This window comes from Streptomyces incanus (assembly GCF_042656345.1).
GTDB classification, from domain to species: domain Bacteria; phylum Actinomycetota; class Actinomycetes; order Streptomycetales; family Streptomycetaceae; genus Streptomyces; species Streptomyces incanus.
The window spans coordinates 24,810-41,067 of record NZ_JBHSPC010000126.1; the positions used below are offsets into that span (position 1 = coordinate 24,810).

Annotated in this window: 16 protein-coding genes and 2 pseudogenes; 12 read left to right on the top strand and 6 right to left on the bottom strand. The window is 71.8% G+C overall.

What is annotated here, in order from left to right:
* Nucleotides 1–246: 246 nt before the first annotated feature.
* Nucleotides 247–2,625: a phosphoketolase family protein gene (locus ACFP2V_RS33595; RefSeq protein ID WP_381219061.1), complete on the top strand. Its 2,379-nt coding sequence runs from the start codon at nucleotides 247–249 to the stop codon at nucleotides 2,623–2,625.
* Between the two features lie 187 nt (nucleotides 2,626–2,812).
* Here ACFP2V_RS33595 and ACFP2V_RS33600 read toward each other — a convergent pair.
* From ACFP2V_RS33600 to ACFP2V_RS33610, 3 genes and pseudogenes are all read right to left on the bottom strand, one after another.
* Nucleotides 2,813–3,161, bottom strand: a pseudogene (locus ACFP2V_RS33600) (IS5/IS1182 family transposase); the annotation flags it as partial.
* Nucleotides 3,162–3,740: 579 nt separating this feature from the next.
* The gene (locus ACFP2V_RS33605; protein ID WP_381219062.1) at nucleotides 3,741–4,085 is read right to left on the bottom strand and encodes a DUF6256 family protein; all 345 of its coding nucleotides are present in this window, start codon (nucleotides 4,083–4,085) and stop codon (nucleotides 3,741–3,743) included.
* 69 nt (nucleotides 4,086–4,154) lie between these two features.
* Nucleotides 4,155–4,376 (bottom strand): DUF6186 family protein, encoded by a 222-nt coding sequence (locus ACFP2V_RS33610; RefSeq protein ID WP_381219063.1) that lies wholly within the window; start codon nucleotides 4,374–4,376, stop codon nucleotides 4,155–4,157.
* A gap of 419 nt (nucleotides 4,377–4,795) precedes the next feature.
* On the opposite strand from ACFP2V_RS33610, the gene ACFP2V_RS33615 reads away from it, so the two are divergent.
* Entirely contained in the window at nucleotides 4,796–6,346 is a 1,551-nt protein-coding gene (locus ACFP2V_RS33615) for a N,N-dimethylformamidase beta subunit family domain-containing protein (protein ID WP_381219064.1), read from the top strand.
* Between the two features lie 232 nt (nucleotides 6,347–6,578).
* Here the strand turns inward: ACFP2V_RS33615 and ACFP2V_RS33620 are convergent, their stop codons facing one another.
* Nucleotides 6,579–7,112, bottom strand: a complete 534-nt coding sequence (locus ACFP2V_RS33620) for a gamma carbonic anhydrase family protein (RefSeq protein ID WP_381219065.1) — start codon at nucleotides 7,110–7,112, stop codon at nucleotides 6,579–6,581.
* A 108-nt stretch (nucleotides 7,113–7,220) separates the two neighbouring features.
* On the opposite strand from ACFP2V_RS33620, the gene ACFP2V_RS33625 reads away from it, so the two are divergent.
* Nucleotides 7,221–8,042: an acyltransferase gene (locus ACFP2V_RS33625; protein ID WP_381219076.1), complete on the top strand. Its 822-nt coding sequence runs from the start codon at nucleotides 7,221–7,223 to the stop codon at nucleotides 8,040–8,042.
* Between the two features lie 128 nt (nucleotides 8,043–8,170).
* The gene (locus ACFP2V_RS33630) at nucleotides 8,171–8,728 is read left to right on the top strand and encodes a YbaK/EbsC family protein (RefSeq protein ID WP_381219066.1); all 558 of its coding nucleotides are present in this window, start codon (nucleotides 8,171–8,173) and stop codon (nucleotides 8,726–8,728) included.
* 57 nt (nucleotides 8,729–8,785) lie between these two features.
* Here the strand turns inward: ACFP2V_RS33630 and ACFP2V_RS33635 are convergent, their stop codons facing one another.
* Nucleotides 8,786–9,901, bottom strand: a complete 1,116-nt coding sequence (locus tag ACFP2V_RS33635; RefSeq protein WP_381219067.1) for a cation diffusion facilitator family transporter — start codon at nucleotides 9,899–9,901, stop codon at nucleotides 8,786–8,788.
* Between the two features lie 60 nt (nucleotides 9,902–9,961).
* Between ACFP2V_RS33635 and ACFP2V_RS33640 the strand changes: the two genes are divergently transcribed.
* The 3 genes from ACFP2V_RS33640 to pspAB all read left to right on the top strand — a co-directional run bounded on the left by ACFP2V_RS33640 (nucleotide 9,962) and on the right by pspAB (nucleotide 12,185).
* Nucleotides 9,962–10,321, top strand: coding sequence for an ArsR/SmtB family transcription factor (locus ACFP2V_RS33640; protein ID WP_381219068.1), 360 nt, complete (start codon nucleotides 9,962–9,964; stop codon nucleotides 10,319–10,321).
* A gap of 324 nt (nucleotides 10,322–10,645) precedes the next feature.
* Nucleotides 10,646–11,560 (top strand): zinc metalloprotease HtpX, encoded by a 915-nt coding sequence (gene htpX, locus ACFP2V_RS33645; RefSeq protein WP_381219069.1) that lies wholly within the window; start codon nucleotides 10,646–10,648, stop codon nucleotides 11,558–11,560.
* A gap of 22 nt (nucleotides 11,561–11,582) precedes the next feature.
* Nucleotides 11,583–12,185, top strand: a complete 603-nt coding sequence (gene pspAB, locus ACFP2V_RS33650) for a PspA-associated protein PspAB (RefSeq protein ID WP_381219070.1) — start codon at nucleotides 11,583–11,585, stop codon at nucleotides 12,183–12,185.
* 24 nt (nucleotides 12,186–12,209) lie between these two features.
* On the opposite strand, the gene ACFP2V_RS33655 is transcribed toward pspAB, so the two are convergent.
* Nucleotides 12,210–12,617, bottom strand: coding sequence for a CoA-binding protein (locus tag ACFP2V_RS33655; RefSeq protein WP_381219071.1), 408 nt, complete (start codon nucleotides 12,615–12,617; stop codon nucleotides 12,210–12,212).
* Between the two features lie 146 nt (nucleotides 12,618–12,763).
* Between ACFP2V_RS33655 and ACFP2V_RS33660 the strand changes: the two genes are divergently transcribed.
* From ACFP2V_RS33660 to ACFP2V_RS33680, 5 genes and pseudogenes are all read left to right on the top strand, one after another.
* Nucleotides 12,764–13,075, top strand: coding sequence for a sensor histidine kinase (locus tag ACFP2V_RS33660; protein ID WP_381219072.1), 312 nt, complete (start codon nucleotides 12,764–12,766; stop codon nucleotides 13,073–13,075).
* Nucleotides 13,072–13,766, top strand: a pseudogene (locus tag ACFP2V_RS33665) (response regulator transcription factor). Before ACFP2V_RS33660 ends, ACFP2V_RS33665 begins: the two are co-directional and overlap by 4 nt.
* 199 nt (nucleotides 13,767–13,965) lie before the next feature.
* On the top strand, nucleotides 13,966–14,730 hold the full coding sequence (locus ACFP2V_RS33670; RefSeq protein WP_381219073.1) for a hypothetical protein: 765 nt from the start codon (nucleotides 13,966–13,968) through the stop codon (nucleotides 14,728–14,730).
* Nucleotides 14,727–15,293, top strand: a complete 567-nt coding sequence (locus ACFP2V_RS33675) for a SixA phosphatase family protein (RefSeq protein ID WP_381219074.1) — start codon at nucleotides 14,727–14,729, stop codon at nucleotides 15,291–15,293. Before ACFP2V_RS33670 ends, ACFP2V_RS33675 begins: the two co-directional genes overlap by 4 nt.
* 9 nt (nucleotides 15,294–15,302) lie before the next feature.
* Nucleotides 15,303–15,929, top strand: a complete 627-nt coding sequence (locus ACFP2V_RS33680; RefSeq protein ID WP_381219075.1) for a YigZ family protein — start codon at nucleotides 15,303–15,305, stop codon at nucleotides 15,927–15,929.
* The last annotated feature ends 329 nt before the right edge of the window (nucleotides 15,930–16,258 follow it).

A 16,258-nucleotide genomic window follows, 5' to 3' on the forward strand; every position in this document is an offset into this window, starting at 1 on the left:
AGGAAGAGCACGGGACGGGGGAGGAGGACGGGAGGGCCCCGTGCTCCGATTGCGCCATATGCCGTCGTCCGGCCTCCCCGGAAAACGGGGCAGGCGGAAACTGGTACTCCCTGCCCCTGACACCACCCCTGATCCCGTGCGCGCTCCCCTCTCCCGTCACCCCTGCTTCTCCCCGCCGCTCGTCCCGCGCGCCTGATCGCCTCGACCACCCGGATCACCCCCCGTCGATCACCCACGGAGCCAGCCATGCCCGAGGACCAGGACACCCGGACCGCACCGACCGACGAGGATCTGCGCACGCTGGACGCCCACTGGCGCGCCGCCAACTACCTGGCTGCGGGCCAGATCTACCTGCTGGCGAACCCGCTGCTCACCGAGCCACTCAGGCCCGAGCACATCAAGCCGAGGCTGCTCGGGCACTGGGGCACCTCACCCGGTCTGAACCTGGTGTACACCCACTTGAACCGGGTGATCGGCGCCCGCGGACTGGACGCGCTGTGCGTCTGGGGACCGGGCCACGGCGGCCCCTCCGTGCTGGCCAACTCCTGGCTGGAGGGCAGCTACAGCGAGAAGTACCCGGACGTCGGCCGGGACGCCCCGGGCATGGCACGGCTGTTCCGGCAGTTCTCCTTCCCCGGCGGTGTCCCCAGCCACGTCGCCCCGGAGGTCCCCGGCTCGATCCACGAGGGCGGCGAACTCGGCTACTCCCTCGCCCACGCCTACGGCGCCGCCCTCGACAACCCCGGCCTGCTGGTCGCCTGCGTGATCGGCGACGGCGAGGCCGAGACCGGACCGCTGGCCGCGTCCTGGCACTCCAACAAGTTCCTCGACCCGGTGCACGACGGTGCCGTCCTGCCGATCCTGCACCTCAACGGTTACAAGATCGCCAACCCGACCGTCCTGTCCCGCATCCCCGAGGCCGAACTCGACGCGCTGCTGCGCGGCTACGGGCACGAGCCGATCCATGTGGCGGGCGACGACCCCGCCACCGTTCACCGGGTGATGGCCCAGGCCATGGACACCGCCCTGGACCGCATCGCGACGGCGCAGCGCGCCGCCCGTGAGGGCGGCGCGACCGGACGGGTGTCCTGGCCGGTGATCGTGCTGCGCACCCCGAAGGGCTGGACCGGGCCGGCCGAGGTGGACGGCGTGCCCGTGGAGAACACCTGGCGCTCCCACCAGGTGCCGCTGCCGGGAGTCCGCGAGAATCCGGAGCATCTGCACCAACTGGAGGCATGGCTGCGGTCGTACCGGCCCGAGGAGCTCTTCGACGCGGAGGGCCGGCCCGTCGCGGACGTCCTTGCCTGTGTTCCCGAAGGCGCGCGCAGACTCGGTGCCACCCCGTACGCCAACGGCGGGCTGCTGCTGCGCGAACTGCCGATGCCGGACCTCGGCGACTTCGCCGTCCCCGTCGACAAGCCCGGCACCACCCTCCACGAACCCACCCGCGTCCTCGGCGACCTCCTGAGGCAGGTCGTGAAGGACACCGCCGGCCGACGGGACTTCCGGCTCGTCGGCCCCGACGAAACGGCGTCCAACCGGCTGCAGGCCGTCTACGACGTCAGCGGCAAGGCCTGGCAGGCCGGCACCCTCGACGTCGACGAGCACCTCGACCCGCACGGCCGGGTGATGGAGATCCTCTCCGAACACCTCTGCCAGGGCTGGCTCGAGGGCTATCTGCTCACCGGACGACACGGCCTGTTCTCCTGCTACGAGGCGTTCGTGCACATCGTCGACTCGATGGCCAACCAGCACATCAAGTGGCTGAAGACCTCCCGCGAACTGCCCTGGCGCGCACCCATCGCCTCCCTCAACTACCTGCTCACCTCGCACGTGTGGCGCCAGGACCACAACGGTTTCTCCCATCAGGACCCCGGCTTCGTCGACCACGTGCTCAACAAGAGCCCCGAGGTCGTACGGGTCTACCTGCCGCCGGACGCCAACACCCTGCTGTCGGTCGCGGACCACGCGCTGCGCAGCCGCGACTACGTCAACGTCGTCGTGGCCGGCAAACAGCCCTGCTTCGACTGGCTGTCCATGGACGCGGCCCGCGTCCACTGCGCACGCGGTGCCGGGATCTGGGAGTGGGCCGGCACCGAGAACGGCGGTACACCCGACGTGGTGCTGGGCTGCGCGGGGGACGTGCCCACCCAGGAGGTGCTGGCCGCGGCCCAGCTGCTGCGCCGTCACCTGCCGGAACTGGCGGTCCGCGTCGTCAACGTCGTCGACCTCACCCGGCTGCTGCCCCGCGAGGAACACCCCCACGGCATGACCGACTTCGAGTACGACGGCCTGTTCACCACCGACAAGCCGGTCATCTTCGCCTACCACGGCTACCCGTGGCTGATCCACCGCCTCGCCTACCGGCGCACCGGGCACGAGCACCTGCACGTCCGCGGCTACAAGGAGTCCGGGACGACCACCACGCCGTTCGACATGGTGGTCCGCAACGACCTGGACCGCTACCGGCTGGTCATGGACGTCATCGACCGCGTCCCGGGCCTCGCGGTCCGAGCCGCCGCCGTACGCCAGCGGATGGCCGACGCCCGCACCCTGCACCACGACTGGATCCGCGCACACGGTACCGACCTGCCCGAGGTCGCCGAATGGAGCTGGAACGCCTGAGCGCCGCGGCCCACCCACCGTTGCCCCGGACAGGCCCTTGGAGTGAGCCTTTGAACAACACGCGGGTCCACGCCCCGGTAGTGCCGGCCTCGGCGCCTGCTCGGTGCGACGTCGCCGCAGGTCAGCCACTTCCAGCACATGGCGCAGGCGCAGAACCGAAATCGGCGTGTTACTGATCCGCACGCCTTTAGGGGTGCTTTCGGAATGCTGGGTGCTTGCGGGTGAGGGGCATGCAGGGGGTGAGTCGGGGAAGCCGTCGTGCCTGTGGTCTCGGGTTTCCGGCGGGTCCGTGGGCGGCGGGTCCGTGGAGCCGGGTGAGGGCGGATTCGGCGACCCGCCGGGCGTGGCCCGGGTTTGAGCCGTGCGGCTGTCCGTGCCGGGCGAGCTTCGGGACGATGCCGTGCTCGCGCGGGCGGCGGCGGTACAGCTTGTGGTCGTGGCCGCGGTCGGCAATGCGGTGCGCGGGGCTTGCGCCGGGGTCGGCCTCGTTCGTCCCGCACGGGCGGCATGCCGTCGGTCAGTGGTGGGAGGGTCGTGTCCCGCGTCGTGGTGGAGGGGATCAGGCGTGCCGCGTTCCGGTACGAGGCCCCTGCCGGTCTCCCAAGAGGCGGCGGTCCACGAGGCGTTCCGCTGAGGCGGGTTGGATGGTGTCCCGCCAAGTGGTGTAGTGGATCAAGGTGGCGGAATCCGCAGGCCAGGGACGGTGCCCACGTCCTGTCGGGAGTCCAGCGTCCGACCGGCGGCTTCCTGGGCTGCTTCCTCCACAGAGAACGCCACGGACTCCGACCGGAACGCGTAGTGCCTTGATCCGCTCCACCACGACGCGGGACACGACCGCGGGCTGAACGCCCGGTCCGGCGGAGCCGCCGTCCCCGGCTCGCGGATTCCGGCACCTTGACCGTCCGCACCACCCGGCGGGACGCCACCGTCCGTATCGGTCACGATCGCGGTACAGGGACTGACGAGAACAGCAACTGCCGCACCAGGCATGACGTCTCTCACCGCGAGGTGCCCCGCCCGCCGCGCTGCGAACGAACCCGGATGCCGGGGCACCGGTGCGGGCCCGCAACTGGCCGACCCCTCGCCGGCCGCGCATCGGCACCACAACGTCCGTCTCACCCTCTGCCGCCCCGGCGGCTGACGCGCCCGGAAGGCCGCGCGTGCCACCGTTCGGCCAGCCAGGAGGCAGTGAGGAGGACCGCCAGAGTCACCCCGATCAGCAGCGCACAGCCGGTGAACGCGCTCGCCAGGAAATGGCCGCCCACCCGCGCCACGCCTTGGTAGTAGCCGACGACCACGCTCATCAGCAGCACGTAGCCGCCAACAGCGGTGCCGACCACCTGGCGGATCAGACCGGGCCAGCCCCGCTTGCCCGTGGGCACGGGCCGTGCCGTGTCTCGACGCAGGATCCGCAGGCCGAGGGCCAGATACCCCATGACCAGCAGATAGCCGACCAGCATGAGGATGACGATCAGGTGCAGAGGGATCAGGGCAGGTCCCTCCGATGCAGGAGCTGATTCGTACACCCCTCACTGTCCGTCCCGGAGCAGGAAGTGCCACCCGCGGACAAAAGCATGCCAGCCGAACCACAGCCACAGCGCGAACAGAGCCCACCGCCCCACCGGATAGCGCATGACCGCGCGCAGGGTGTCACTGAGAGTGGGGAATGCGTCATCGGCCCGCAGCAGGCCGATGCCCTCCCAGGCGAACAGGGCGCCGAACAGAACCGCCCAGACCAAATAACCGATCACCGGATGCTCCGCCACCGCGACCTCCCACATACATGCACGCCTGTCCGGCGGCCGCCCCCATGGTTCCGCCTCAGCAAGCGTTTTATCGGTTCCAGCAGCGCGTGGCGGGTCGGGCAATGCCGTGATCAGGAGGCCCGCGCCTGTCTCCTCGCCCCGGACGCTTGCGCCGCCCCCTGCGCGATTCGATTCACACCGCCTTCATCGCCACCGGCCGGAGGCGTCGCGGGCGGCATCGACGCCGGCGGGTAGTGCGGTGAGGGGCGGACTTCGTCCGGCCGACGGGGCTGTCGGCGTCGCCGGTGCGGGACCGGCCGGGCATCAGGCCCCTCCCTGGTGGCCGGAGGCGTGACGCTCGCTCACTATTGCGACGAGAGCACGCGAGACCTTCGGCGCATGGGACGGTCGCGATGGATGGTCCGATGGACGCGGAGCGGGAACGCTCCGGGGACGACGGTGACGGCACAGGCCTGGACCGCAGGCGGTTCCTCGGGGCGACCGCGGCGGCCGGTGTCTGGGCCGCGGGCACGGCGCTGGCAGGCTGTGACACGGCGTCCGGCGGCGACCCGGGCGCGTCGGCCGGCCCGTCCGAGGCTTCCCGTCCGGGCGACTCCGGCTGGCGCATCCGTTCGGCGGGTCCCCCCGAGGCGGTTCTCGGCTATACCGACAAGGTGAGCGTGCTGCCGGGCGAGGACTTCGGACTGTACGTGTCCACCACCGCGCCGGGGTTCCGTGTTTCGGCGTACCGGACGGGCTGGTACAAAGGCGCGCAGGCCCGCCTGGTCTGGCGCTCCGGGAGGGTGGCCGGGCGCGTCCAGAGAGAGCCGGCTCTGGCCCCGAGGACGCGCACGGTGCGGGCGGACTGGGAGCGTACGGTCCTCGTACACACCGACGGCTGGCCGGAGGGCGCCTACCTGCTCCGCCTCGACGCGGAGAACGGTCACCAGCGGTACGTCCCCCTGATCGTCCGCTCGGCGACCGCCAGGGGGAAGACCCTGCTGATCCATGCACCGGCGACCTGGCAGGCGTACAACCTGTGGGGCGGCTACAGCCTTTACGAGGGCGACGACGGATCGTACGGGATGCGTGCCCTGGCCGTCTCCTTCGCCCGGCCCTACGACAGGGACGGAGCCGAGAAGTTCCTGGTGTACGAGCGGGCCGTGGTCGTCCTCGCGGAGCGGCTGGGCATACCGCTGGCGTACACCACCGGCGTCGACATCCACCGCGACCCGGCGGTGCTGCGGGGTGCCGTGTCCGCGGTCACGCTCGGCCACGACGAATACTGGACACCCCAGCAGCGGCAGTCCATGACCCGGGCCCGCGATACCGGAACCAACCTGGCCTTCCTCGGCGCCAACACCTGCTTTCGCCGGATCAGGCTCGAGGACGGGAACCGCACCGTGGTCTGCTACAAGACCGACTACCGCCACGATCCCCTGTATCCCCGCCACGGCGCCCTGGTGACCACCGACTTCCGCCAGGCACCCGACCCCGACCCGGAATCGTCCTTGACGGGAGTCCTCTACGAGGGCTATCCCACAAACGCCCCCTATGTCGTCCGCAACGCCGGTCACTGGCTCTTCACGGGCACCGGAGTGAAGCGGGGCGACTCCTTCCCCCACCTCGTCGGCGTCGAATACGACCGTGTCACGCCGGGAGCGCTTCCGGACGCGCCGCTCGAGATCATCGCTCACTCTCCCCTGGTCTGCAACGGCAGGAGAAGCCACTCCGATTCGGCGTACTACACGGTGCCGAGCGGGGCCGGCGTCTTCGCGTCCGGGACGATGCGGTGGGTCGAGGGCCTCATGGCCGGGACGGGGGAGAACGGCCGCAACCACCACATGGACGCGCGCACCGGAACCTTTGTGACCCGCACCACCGAGAACCTGCTCCGGGCCTTCGCGGAGGGACCGGCCGCCAAGACCAGGCCGGCACCCCGCGACAACGTGCGCGAGGTCTACGGCTCGACGTGAGACGGACGCGCACGCGCCGGCCGACCGGCCCGAACCACGCTAAACGATCATTCTGAAGTCAAGCCGGTGGATTCGGGTTCAGTCTTGGAGCGAGCCTCCGAACAACACGGTGTCCACGCCCCGGTAGTGCCCGCCTCGGCGCCTGCTCGGTGCGACGTCGCCGCAGGTCGGCGACTTCCAGCACATGGCGCAGGCGCAGAACCGAAATCGGTGTGTTACTGATCTGCACGCCCTAAGGCGCACCGTGCACGTCGCGATGCGCCTTCGCCAGCTCCGCGTACATCGTCCCGTTGAGCGTCAGCCCCGCGCGCTCCTCCTCGGTCAGCTCCCGCCGGACCTTCGCCGGGACCCCCGCGACCAGCGAGCCCGGCGGCACCTCCATGCCCTGCGGCACCAGCGCCTGCGCGGCCACCAGGGAACCGGCGCCGATCACCGCGCCGTTGAGTACCGTGGCCCCCATGCCGATCAGGCAGTCGTCCCCGACCGTCGCCCCGTGCACGACGGCGTTGTGCCCGACGGAGACCCGCTCGCCGACCGTGACGGGGAAGCCGGGGTCGGCGTGCAGCGTGCAGTTGTCCTGGACGTTGCTGCTCGCGCCGACCGAGATCGTCTCCACGTCACCGCGCAGGACCGCGCCGTACCAGACGCTCGCGCCCGCCCCCAGCGTCACGCCCCCGATCACCGCGGCCGTGGGTGCCACGAAGGCGGTCGGGTCCACCTGCGGTTGCCTGCCGCCGATGCCGGTGATCAGCGCCTTGTGCGTCATCGTCGCCTCCTGGTCGGGTGATGACAGGCACCGTACGCCAGAGTGGTGGGGTGAAGATCACAGGGAGCACGATGCGTGGGTGCCACGCCCGGCGACTACGGTGAGCGGGTGCCGAAAAGCAGGAACACGTTCTCGTCCTGGCCGCGCCGCCTCGCGCAGCGCGCGGTCCACACGGGCTGGGCCTGGGTGCAGCGCACGGGCTCGGTGACCGCCGAGCGCCCCGGCCGCCTCCGCTTCGGCGCGATGGGTACAGGCACCAGGCTCGCCTTCCCGCTCGGCACCGTCTTCGGCGAACCCTGGATCCATCTCGGTGCCCACTGCATCATCGGCGAACAGGTCACACTGACCGCCGGCCTGATGCCCGGCCTCGAGCTGGGACCCGACCCGATCCTCCACCTCGGCGACGGCGTCGTCCTGGGCCGAGGCAGCCATGTCATCGCCGACACCACCGTCAGCATCGGCAGCGACTGCTACTTCGGGCCGTACGTCTACATCACGTCCACCAACCACTCCTACGACGATCCGCACGAGCCCATCGGCAAGCAGTGGCCGCGGATGGACCCGGTGGAGATCGGCCCCGGCTGCTGGATCGGCACCGGGGCGGTGATCCTCCCGGGCGCGCGGATCGGGCGAAACGTGGTGGTGGCCGCGGGCGCGGTGGTGCGGGGCACGGTTCCCGACCACGCCGTGGTCGCGGGCGCCCCGGCCCGGGTCGTACGCCGCTGGACTCCCGACGAGGGGTGGCAGCCGCCGCTGCGCACGCCGGCGCCGGTGCCGATCCCCGAGGGCGTCACACCGGAGCAGTTGCGGGCGCTGTCGGCGCTGGAAGAGGAGGCCGTGGCCCGGCTCGCCGAGCTGGACGATCACGGCCCGTACCGGCCGGCCGGGGGCGGCGCGGACCGGCTGGTCGAGCTGGAGCCCGGCAGCTGAGGCCGGTACCCCGCACACCTACGGCAACCGCGGCGGCGAACCGACAGAGATGATCATGACGGTTCCGATCCCACCCGTGCGCTGAGACCCCCCGCCCGCAGCCGCCGCACGGCTGTTACCGTGCCGCCATGCGCGCACCCATCGGCACCTTCGACCACGCCACCCCCGCCCCCGACTGCCTCGACGAACTCACCGCGCCGGTCGCCGCGGCCGTCCGCGCCTGGAGCGGCAGCGTCCCCGCCGAGCAGATCCTCTACGTCGACACGGACCCGCGCTGGGCCGACACCGCCGTCTTCGTCGAGCACTACGGCCAGGACCTCCTCGAACGCTCGGCGAACTGCGTGGTCGTGGCGGGCAAGCGGGGCGGCGAGAGCACCCTCGCCGCCTGCGTCGTCCTGTCCACCACCCGGGCCGACGTCAACGGCATCGTGCGCCGCCGGCTCGGTGCCCGCAAGGCGTCGTTCGCCCCGATGGACACGGCGACGGAGGAGACCGGCATGGAGTACGGCGGCATCACCCCGATCGGGCTCCCCGCCGACTGGCCGGTGCTCGTGGACGCGGCCGTCGTCGACCTGCCGTACGTCCTGGTCGGCAGCGGGCGCCGGCAGGGCAAACTCCTCGTGCCGGGCAAGGCCTTCGCCGAACTGCCCGGCGCGGTCGTGCTGGAAGGGCTGGGAACGGCCTGATCTCCGGTTGCTCACGGAGATCGCGTCGGGCCGGCCGAGTCGCATCGGCCGCACCGGTCATGCCGCCGCGTGGTGGGCCAGGAGCAGGTGCGGGTCGTGCTCGCCCGGGGCGGGTTCCGGGTCGGCGTGGACCAGGGCCGCGGCCAGCTGGGGTACGGCGTGCAGCAGGGCGTGCTCGGCGTCGACCGTGATGCGGTGGGCCTCCCGCACGGTCGCCCCGCCGTCCACCACGACCGCCACCTCGGCCCGCAGTCGGTGTCCGATCCAGCGCAGCCGCAGCTCGCCCACCCCGCGCACACCGGGAACCTGCCGCAGTGCCTGCTCGGCCCGGTCCACGAGCGCCGGGTCGACGGCGTCCATCACCCGCCGGAACACCTCCCGCGCCGCGTCCCGCAGCACCAGGACGATCGCCGTCATGATCGCCAGTCCCACGATCGGGTCGGCGAGCTGCCACCCCAGGGCCGCCCCGCCCGCGCCCAGCAGCACGGCGAGTGAGGTGAACCCGTCCGTCCGGGCGTGCAGCCCGTCGGCGACCAGCGCGGCCGAGCCGATGGCCCGGCCGACCCGGATGCGGTAGCGGGCCACCCACTCGTTGCCCGCGAACCCGACGAGTGCGGCGACGGCGACCACCGGTACGTGGTGCATCGGACGCGGGTCGAGGAGCCGGTCCACCGCCGTCCAGCCCGCGAAGGCCGCGGAGGCGGCGATCGTCAGCACGATCACGATGCCCGCCAGGTCCTCGGCCCGGCCGTAACCGTAGGTGAAGCGGCGGGTGGCGGCCCGTCGGCCCAGCACGAAGGCGATCCCGAGCGGTACGGCGGTCAGCGCGTCCGCGGTGTTGTGCACCGTGTCGCCGAGCAGCGCGACCGAGCCCGAGACGGCCACCACGACCGCCTGCGCCAGCGCCGTCGCGCCGAGCACCGCCAGCGAGACCCACAGCGCCCGCAGACCGCGGGCCGAGGACTCGAGGGCGGAGTCGAGCTTGTCCGCGGTCTCGTGGGAGTGCGGGGTGAACAGATGGCGGAGACGGTGGCCGAGCCGGAGACGGTCATGGCGGCGTGAGGACGCGCCGGGGTGCTCGTGGGGGTGCCCCGGCGGCTGCTCATGACCGTGGCTGTGTCCGTGCCGGTGTCCGGACTCCTGGTCCTGGCGATGCTCGTGCCGGTCGCTCACGTGGATCCCCTTCCGGTCGCGAGGTGGACGGGCTGCCGCCCACAGGACCATTATGTGCGTATGAGCGCACGCATGCACCTATCACCTGCGCACGATGTGCAGCCACGCACTCCCGGCGACGAGCAGTTCGCGCTCGCGGCGGAACTCCTCGCCCTGCTCGGCGACCGCACCCGGCTGGCCCTCCTGCATGCCCTGACCGGTGGCGAGGCCGACGTCAGCACACTCACCGAGGTGTGCGGGGCGGCGCGACCCGCGGTCAGTCAGCATCTGGCGCGGCTGCGCCTCGCGGGGCTGGTGGACACGCGCAAAGAGGGCCGCAGGGTGATCTACTCACTGCGCGACGGACACCTGCGGCGGCTGGTGGAGGAGGCGCTGAACGTCGCCGACCACCGGCTGAGCGACCGGCCCCCGCACGACTGACGGCATCAGCGGGGCGCCCCGTGCCGTTCCGGTGCCGCTCAGTGCTCAGGGTGCAGGTCCGCCCGGACCAGCAACGGGTGTGGGTAAAACCGGTGATGGCTGCCCGTCAGCTCCTGGTGAGGGAGGCGGCACCGCTCCCCGCCGAAGCGGAATCCGAGCCGTGCACCCCGGTCCGGTCCGGCAGGTTCCGCGCCGGGCCCCGCCGTCCCGGCGGGACCCGCACCCGACCTGGACCAAAGCCCCTCCCGGCCGTGCGGGGAAGGAGCACACTTGCAGGAGAGGGATGTGCAGTGTGGCAGTGCATGTCCGCTGGAGGTGATCCGGATGCCCAAGACCCGGTCGCAGTCGCGGTACGCCCCGGACCGAGGACTCACCACCCGCATGGTGACGACGATGTTCCTGATCGGGCTGCTCTATGTGGTCTTCGTCGGCGTTCTGCTGGCCCTCCTGAAGAACGCGTGGCCCGTCATCCTGCTGATCGCGGGCGTCCTGTTCATCGCGCAGTTCTGGTTCAGTGACCGGATCGCGGCCTTCAGCATGGGCGCGCGCGAGGTCACCCCCGAGCAGGCTCCCGGGCTGCACGGCACCGTGGACCGCGTCTGTGCCCTCGCCGACATCCCCAAGCCGCGGGTGGCGATCGCCGACAGTGATCTGCCGAACGCCTTCGCCACCGGCCGCAACGAGAGAACGGCCCTTGTCTGCGTCACCACGGGTCTGCTCCGACGCCTGGAACCGGAGGAGCTGGAGGGCGTCCTCGCCCATGAGCTGTCGCATGTCGCCCATCGGGACGTCGTCGTGATGACCATCGCGTCGTTCCTGGGTGTGCTGGCCGGTGTCATGACCCGCGTCGCGCTCTACGCCGGGCTCGGCCGCACCAGCCGCGACAGCACCACCGCCCTCGTGGCACTCCTGATTCCCCTGGTCAGTGCCGTCGTGTACGTGATCAGCTTCCTGCTGACCCGGCTGCTGTCCCGCTACCGCGAACTGTCCGCCGACCGCTCCGCGGCGTTGCTCACCGGCCGTCCGTCCGCACTCGCGTCCGCGCTCACCAAGGTGACCGGCGAGATGGCGAGGATTCCGACGAAGGATCTTCGCCGGGCAGAGCCGTTCAACGCCTTCTGGTTCGCACCGGCCTTCTCCTCCGGGGAGAGCCTGAGCCGGCTGCTCTCCTCCCACCCCACCCTCGAACAGCGCCTCGACCAGCTCGGCCGGATCTCGGCCCAGCTCGGCCGGGCCTGACGATCCATGGAGGTGCCGCCTCGTGGGGCTCCTGGACACCATCCTCGGCCGCAGCAAGCCGGTTCGCCCGGACCTCGACCAGCTCTTCAGCCTGCCCTCGGCCGCGATCACCGTGCAGGCGGGGGCGGGGTTCACTCCGACCGGGACCGGGTCGGTCTGCTTCGCGAGCGTGGAGGGCGGCGCGTTCGACCGGCTCCAGCAGGAAGTGCAAGAACTGCTCGACGCCGACACCGATCGGGGCGGCACGCCCGTCGAGTACACCAAGGACGCGTACGGGTACACGTGGCTCCTCGCCCGTCACACAGCCGACGACACCGCCTCGCTCGTCAACGATCTGCACGCCGTCAACACGCTTCTCCAGGACGCGGGCTTCGGCCCGCAACTCCTCTGCTCCCTGGTCGGGTTCCGGGCCACATCGGACCACCGGGCCCTGGCACTGGTCTATCTCTACAAGCGCGGCACCTTCTACCCCTTCGCGCCGCTCCCCGACGGCACGGAGCGGCGCGACAACGCGTTGGAACTTCAGATCAGGGCACTCCTCGCGGACGACCTGCGCATTGAGGACGACCTGGCCCGCTGGTTCCCGGTGTGGGGCGCCCCGGGTCTCGCGGGGCCCCGGCCCTGAGGCCTGCCGTCGGCCCGGCCCCGGCTAACCCAGGCGCGGTATCTCGATCGCCGGGCAGCGGTCCATCACCATGTCCAGGCCCGCCGCGCGGGTCCGCTCGTAGGCTGCCTCGTCGATGACGTCCAGCTGGAACCACACCGCCTTGGCGCCCTTGGCGACGGCCTCGTCCGCGACCGCTCCGGCCAGGTCGCTGTTCATGAACACGTCGACGACGTGCACTTCGAAGGGGATGTCCGCGAGCGAGGCGTACCCCTGCTCGCCGTGCACCGTCTCGGCCTTCGGATGCACCGGCACCACCCGCTTGCCGAAGCGCTGCAACACCTGGGCGACACCGTACGCCGCGCGCTGCCGGTTCGACGACAGGCCCACCACGGCCCAGGTGTCGCCCGTCTCGGACAGGATTCTGCGGACCGTGGCACTGTCACCGTACATGGATGCCTCCTGCGGATATGTGATCTCGATGCTGTGACAACCCCACGAGTACCGCGACTATTTCGCTTCGGCGAGCAGCGACCGGTGCCCTTCACCGGGCGGTGGAGGCCGCCTGCCCGGAGCGACGTCCGTACCACGATCCCGCCGTGCCCGCGCCCGTCGCCCTCGCCGTCTACCGGATCGTCCAGGAGTCGTTGACCAACGCCGTCCGGCACTCCGGGGGCACCCGGGTCGCAGTCCGGCTGGGGTACGGCGCCGAGCAGGTGAGCGTGGAAATCATCGACGACGGCCCGGGGAGGGCCGGTGACGACGGGGAGGCGGCGGGCGGGTCCGGGCACGGCGTCGGCGGGATGCGCGAGCGGGTCTCGGTGCTCGGCGGGGAATTCGCCGCGGGGCCCGATGAGAAGGGCGGTTACGCCGTCCGGGCCCTGATCCCTGTGCCAAGCCGGCGATCATGACGATCTCGGTTCTGCTCGCCGACGACCAGTCACTGGTGCGGGCAGGCTTCCGCAGCCTGCTCCGCCGGACCCGCGACATCGAGGTGGTGGGCGAGCGGCCTCCGGCGACGAGGCCGTACGCGCCGTTCGCACCCTGCGCCCCGACGTCGTACTGATGGACATCCGGATGCCGGGGACCGACGGGCTGACGGCCACCGAGACCGTCACCCGCGACCCGGAGCTGACCGGCTGCCGGGTGATCGTACTGACGACGTTCGAGACCGACGAGTACGTGTTCGCGGCGCTGCGGGCGGGTGCGAGCGGCTTCCTCACCAAGGAGATCGAGCCGGACGACCTGCGGCAGGCGATCCGGGCGGTGGCGGCGGGCGACGCGCTGCTGTCACCGAGTGCGACCCGCCGGGTGGTCGAGGAGTTCGCGCACCGGCCGGCCGCCCCAACGGTGATCCCGGCCCGGCTCGCGGCCCTCACCGCCCGTGAGCGTGAGGTGGTGGCCCTGGTCGCGGCCGGGCTGTCGAACGACCAGGTCGCCACGCGGCTGGTGATCTCACCGCTGACGGCCAAGACGCACATCGCCCGGGCGATCACGGAACTGGGCGTCCGTGACCGCGTCCAGCTTGTCGTCCTGGCCTACGAGACCAGGCTGATCCAGCCCGGCCACACGGCCGGGGACACCCTGCCGGAAGGCCGCTGACCTGCAAAAGCTCCAGGCTCGGACCGAGGATCGTGCCACCGTCGGCACCCGCGCGAAGCCGGCCCGCCGACTCGGCACCACAGTCACGGACTCCTGCCCGGCCCTGCCCCCGGACGTTCGACCGGCAGGGCACGGCAGTGCGGTGATTCCCGGGGGAGGGTACGCCCCGGAGCCACGCCGGTCCCGAAAAGCGTGCGAGATGCCTGCGCGGGCCCGCTTGTGCGCCTACGCTCGGCTCGTGCTGCGCATCACCGACGCCCGGACCGGCGAACCCGTGGACGCAACCCCCGCCCGGCGGGGTCTCACCCGCGTCGAGGCCCACACGCGCGGATTCGATCCGACGAACCTGCGGGTGCTGCTCGTCGCCGACCTGCTCGTGCGTGCCCTGGAACTCGGCGGCACCCCGGTGTGGGCGCTGCTCGTGGGCGAACGGGACCTGCCCGAACTGCGTGCGGCGGGCGCGGCCCTCGGCGTACGGCCCTTCGAGGACAGCCGGGACGCCGGCACGGGGCTGGGCGAGGCCCAGGTCCTGCACGTGGTGGGCGAGGGCGGCGAGACACCCGACGGAGTCCGGGTCGCCGTCGCGCCCGTCCGTCCGGAAGGGCCCGGCGCAGCGGACGGCATCGACCCGACCGTTCTGCGTCTCGCCCTGCTCGCGCACCCCAGGAACAGCACTCTGCGGCTCGACCAGGCCGCCCTGGACGACGCCACCGGCACCCTCGCGCGCTGGCGCGGCGCGGTCGCCGCCTGGGCGCACCGGCCCTCGCGGCCCATCCCCGACGAGGTGCGCGCAGACCTGCGCACCGTCTGGGAGGACGACCTGGACGCGGTCGGCGTGCTCCGCGTGCTGCGGGACGTGGAGACCGCACCGGACCTGCCGGACGGCGCCCGCTTCGAGACGTACGTCTACGCGGACCGGCTGCTCGGCCTCGACCTCGCCCGAGACCTGGGAGCCCCGGCGTGAGCGGGGCGGCAGGGACGACCGGGGCGGCCGGGCGCAACGGCGCGGGACGGGCGCGACGGCTGGTCGTCCTGCGGCACGCCAAGTCCGCCTGGCCCGACGGCGTCGCCGACCGGGACCGCCCGCTGGCCGCGCGCGGCCGCCGGGACGCGCCCGCCGCCGGACGTGCGATCGCCGAGACCGTCGGCCTGCCCGGTCTCGTGCTGTGCTCCACCGCCGTCCGCACCCGCGAGACCTGGGAGCTGGCAGCGGCGCAATGGGGCACGTCCGTGCCGGTCCGGCACGAACCGAGGCTGTACGCCGCCGACGTCCCCGCCCTCCTGGCCGTGCTGCACGAGGTGCCCGCCGATGTCGGCACCCTGCTGCTGATCGGCCACAATCCGGGCCTGGCGGACCTCGTCGTGGCGCTGGCCGGCGAGGGCGTGGACGACACGCTCGACCGGGTCCGTACCAAGTTCCCGACCTCCGCGATCGCCGTACTGTCCTGGCGCGGCGCCGGCTGGCCGGACCTCGTTCCCGGCGCCGCCCTGCTGACCGCCATGACCGTGCCCCGGGGCGCCGCATAGGCTGGCCGGATGCAGGACGAGTACCGCACCGTCGCCCGCGCGGGTGTGCACGAGACCGAGATCAACCGCTCCCGCTTCCGGTGCGCGCTCGCCCCGGCGGCCACCGAACGGGAGGCGCAGGAGTTCGTCGCCGCCGTCCGCAAGGAGCACGCCGACGCCACCCACAACTGCTGGGCGTACGTCATCGGCGCGGACGCCTCCGTCCAGAAGGCCAGCGACGACGGCGAACCCGGCGGCACCGCGGGCGTCCCCATGCTCCAGATGCTGCTGCGCCGTGACATGCGGTACGTCGTCGCCGTCGTCACCCGCTACTACGGCGGCGTCAAGCTCGGCGCGGGCGGGCTGATCCGCGCGTACGGCGGCGCCGTCGGCGAGGCGCTGGACACCGTCGGCACGCTCACCCGGCGCCGGTTCCGGCTGGCCACGGTGACGGTCGACCACCAGCGGGCCGGCAAGATCCAGAACGACCTGCGCTCCACGGGGCGCGTGGTGCGGGACGTGCGCTACGCCGAGGCGGTCACGATCGAGATCGGACTTCCCGACTCCGACGTGGACGCCTTCCGGTCCTGGCTCGCGGACGCGACCGCCGGGACCGCCCGCTTCGAGCTGGGCGGCGAGGCATACGGGGACGCGTGACCGTCATCACGCCGCATTGCGGCCATCGGACTCACAACGGGCGTACAGGCCCCGGGTCATGGCGGGGTGATACAGGAGTTACCGGCCGTGATGTCGGACCCGGCCGATACTCTTGGGATCATGAGACTGCTGCACAAATTTTCGAGGCGCCGCTTATCATAAGTTCGCCAACTTGGCAAAGGTGCAGGTCGGGCGGGTGTGGCTCTCTCGATGAGAGGCTCGCTCATGGTGCCGGTGCTGGTTCGGTGCTGACCTGTGGGCACCTCTCGGCCAGGGCTTGATCAAGTTCCGTAGCTGTCCGGATCGTTGGTGATGCCCAGGATGGGGAG

Bases quoted from the DNA above. Each gene is read 5' to 3' on its own strand.
- ACFP2V_RS33595 (WP_381219061.1), top strand. From the start codon at position 247: ATGCCCGAGGACCAGGACACCCGGACCGCACCGACCGACGAGGATCTG.
- ACFP2V_RS33605 (WP_381219062.1), bottom strand. From the start codon at position 4,085: ATGCTGGTCGGCTATCTGCTGGTCATGGGGTATCTGGCCCTCGGCCTG.
- ACFP2V_RS33615 (WP_381219064.1), top strand. From the start codon at position 4,796: ATGGACGCGGAGCGGGAACGCTCCGGGGACGACGGTGACGGCACAGGC.
- ACFP2V_RS33620 (WP_381219065.1), bottom strand. From the start codon at position 7,112: ATGACGCACAAGGCGCTGATCACCGGCATCGGCGGCAGGCAACCGCAG.
- ACFP2V_RS33630 (WP_381219066.1), top strand. From the start codon at position 8,171: ATGCGCGCACCCATCGGCACCTTCGACCACGCCACCCCCGCCCCCGAC.
- ACFP2V_RS33640 (WP_381219068.1), top strand. From the start codon at position 9,962: ATGAGCGCACGCATGCACCTATCACCTGCGCACGATGTGCAGCCACGC.
- htpX (WP_381219069.1), top strand. From the start codon at position 10,646: ATGCCCAAGACCCGGTCGCAGTCGCGGTACGCCCCGGACCGAGGACTC.
- ACFP2V_RS33655 (WP_381219071.1), bottom strand. From the start codon at position 12,617: ATGTACGGTGACAGTGCCACGGTCCGCAGAATCCTGTCCGAGACGGGC.
- ACFP2V_RS33670 (WP_381219073.1), top strand. From the start codon at position 13,966: ATGCCTGCGCGGGCCCGCTTGTGCGCCTACGCTCGGCTCGTGCTGCGC.
- ACFP2V_RS33680 (WP_381219075.1), top strand. From the start codon at position 15,303: ATGCAGGACGAGTACCGCACCGTCGCCCGCGCGGGTGTGCACGAGACC.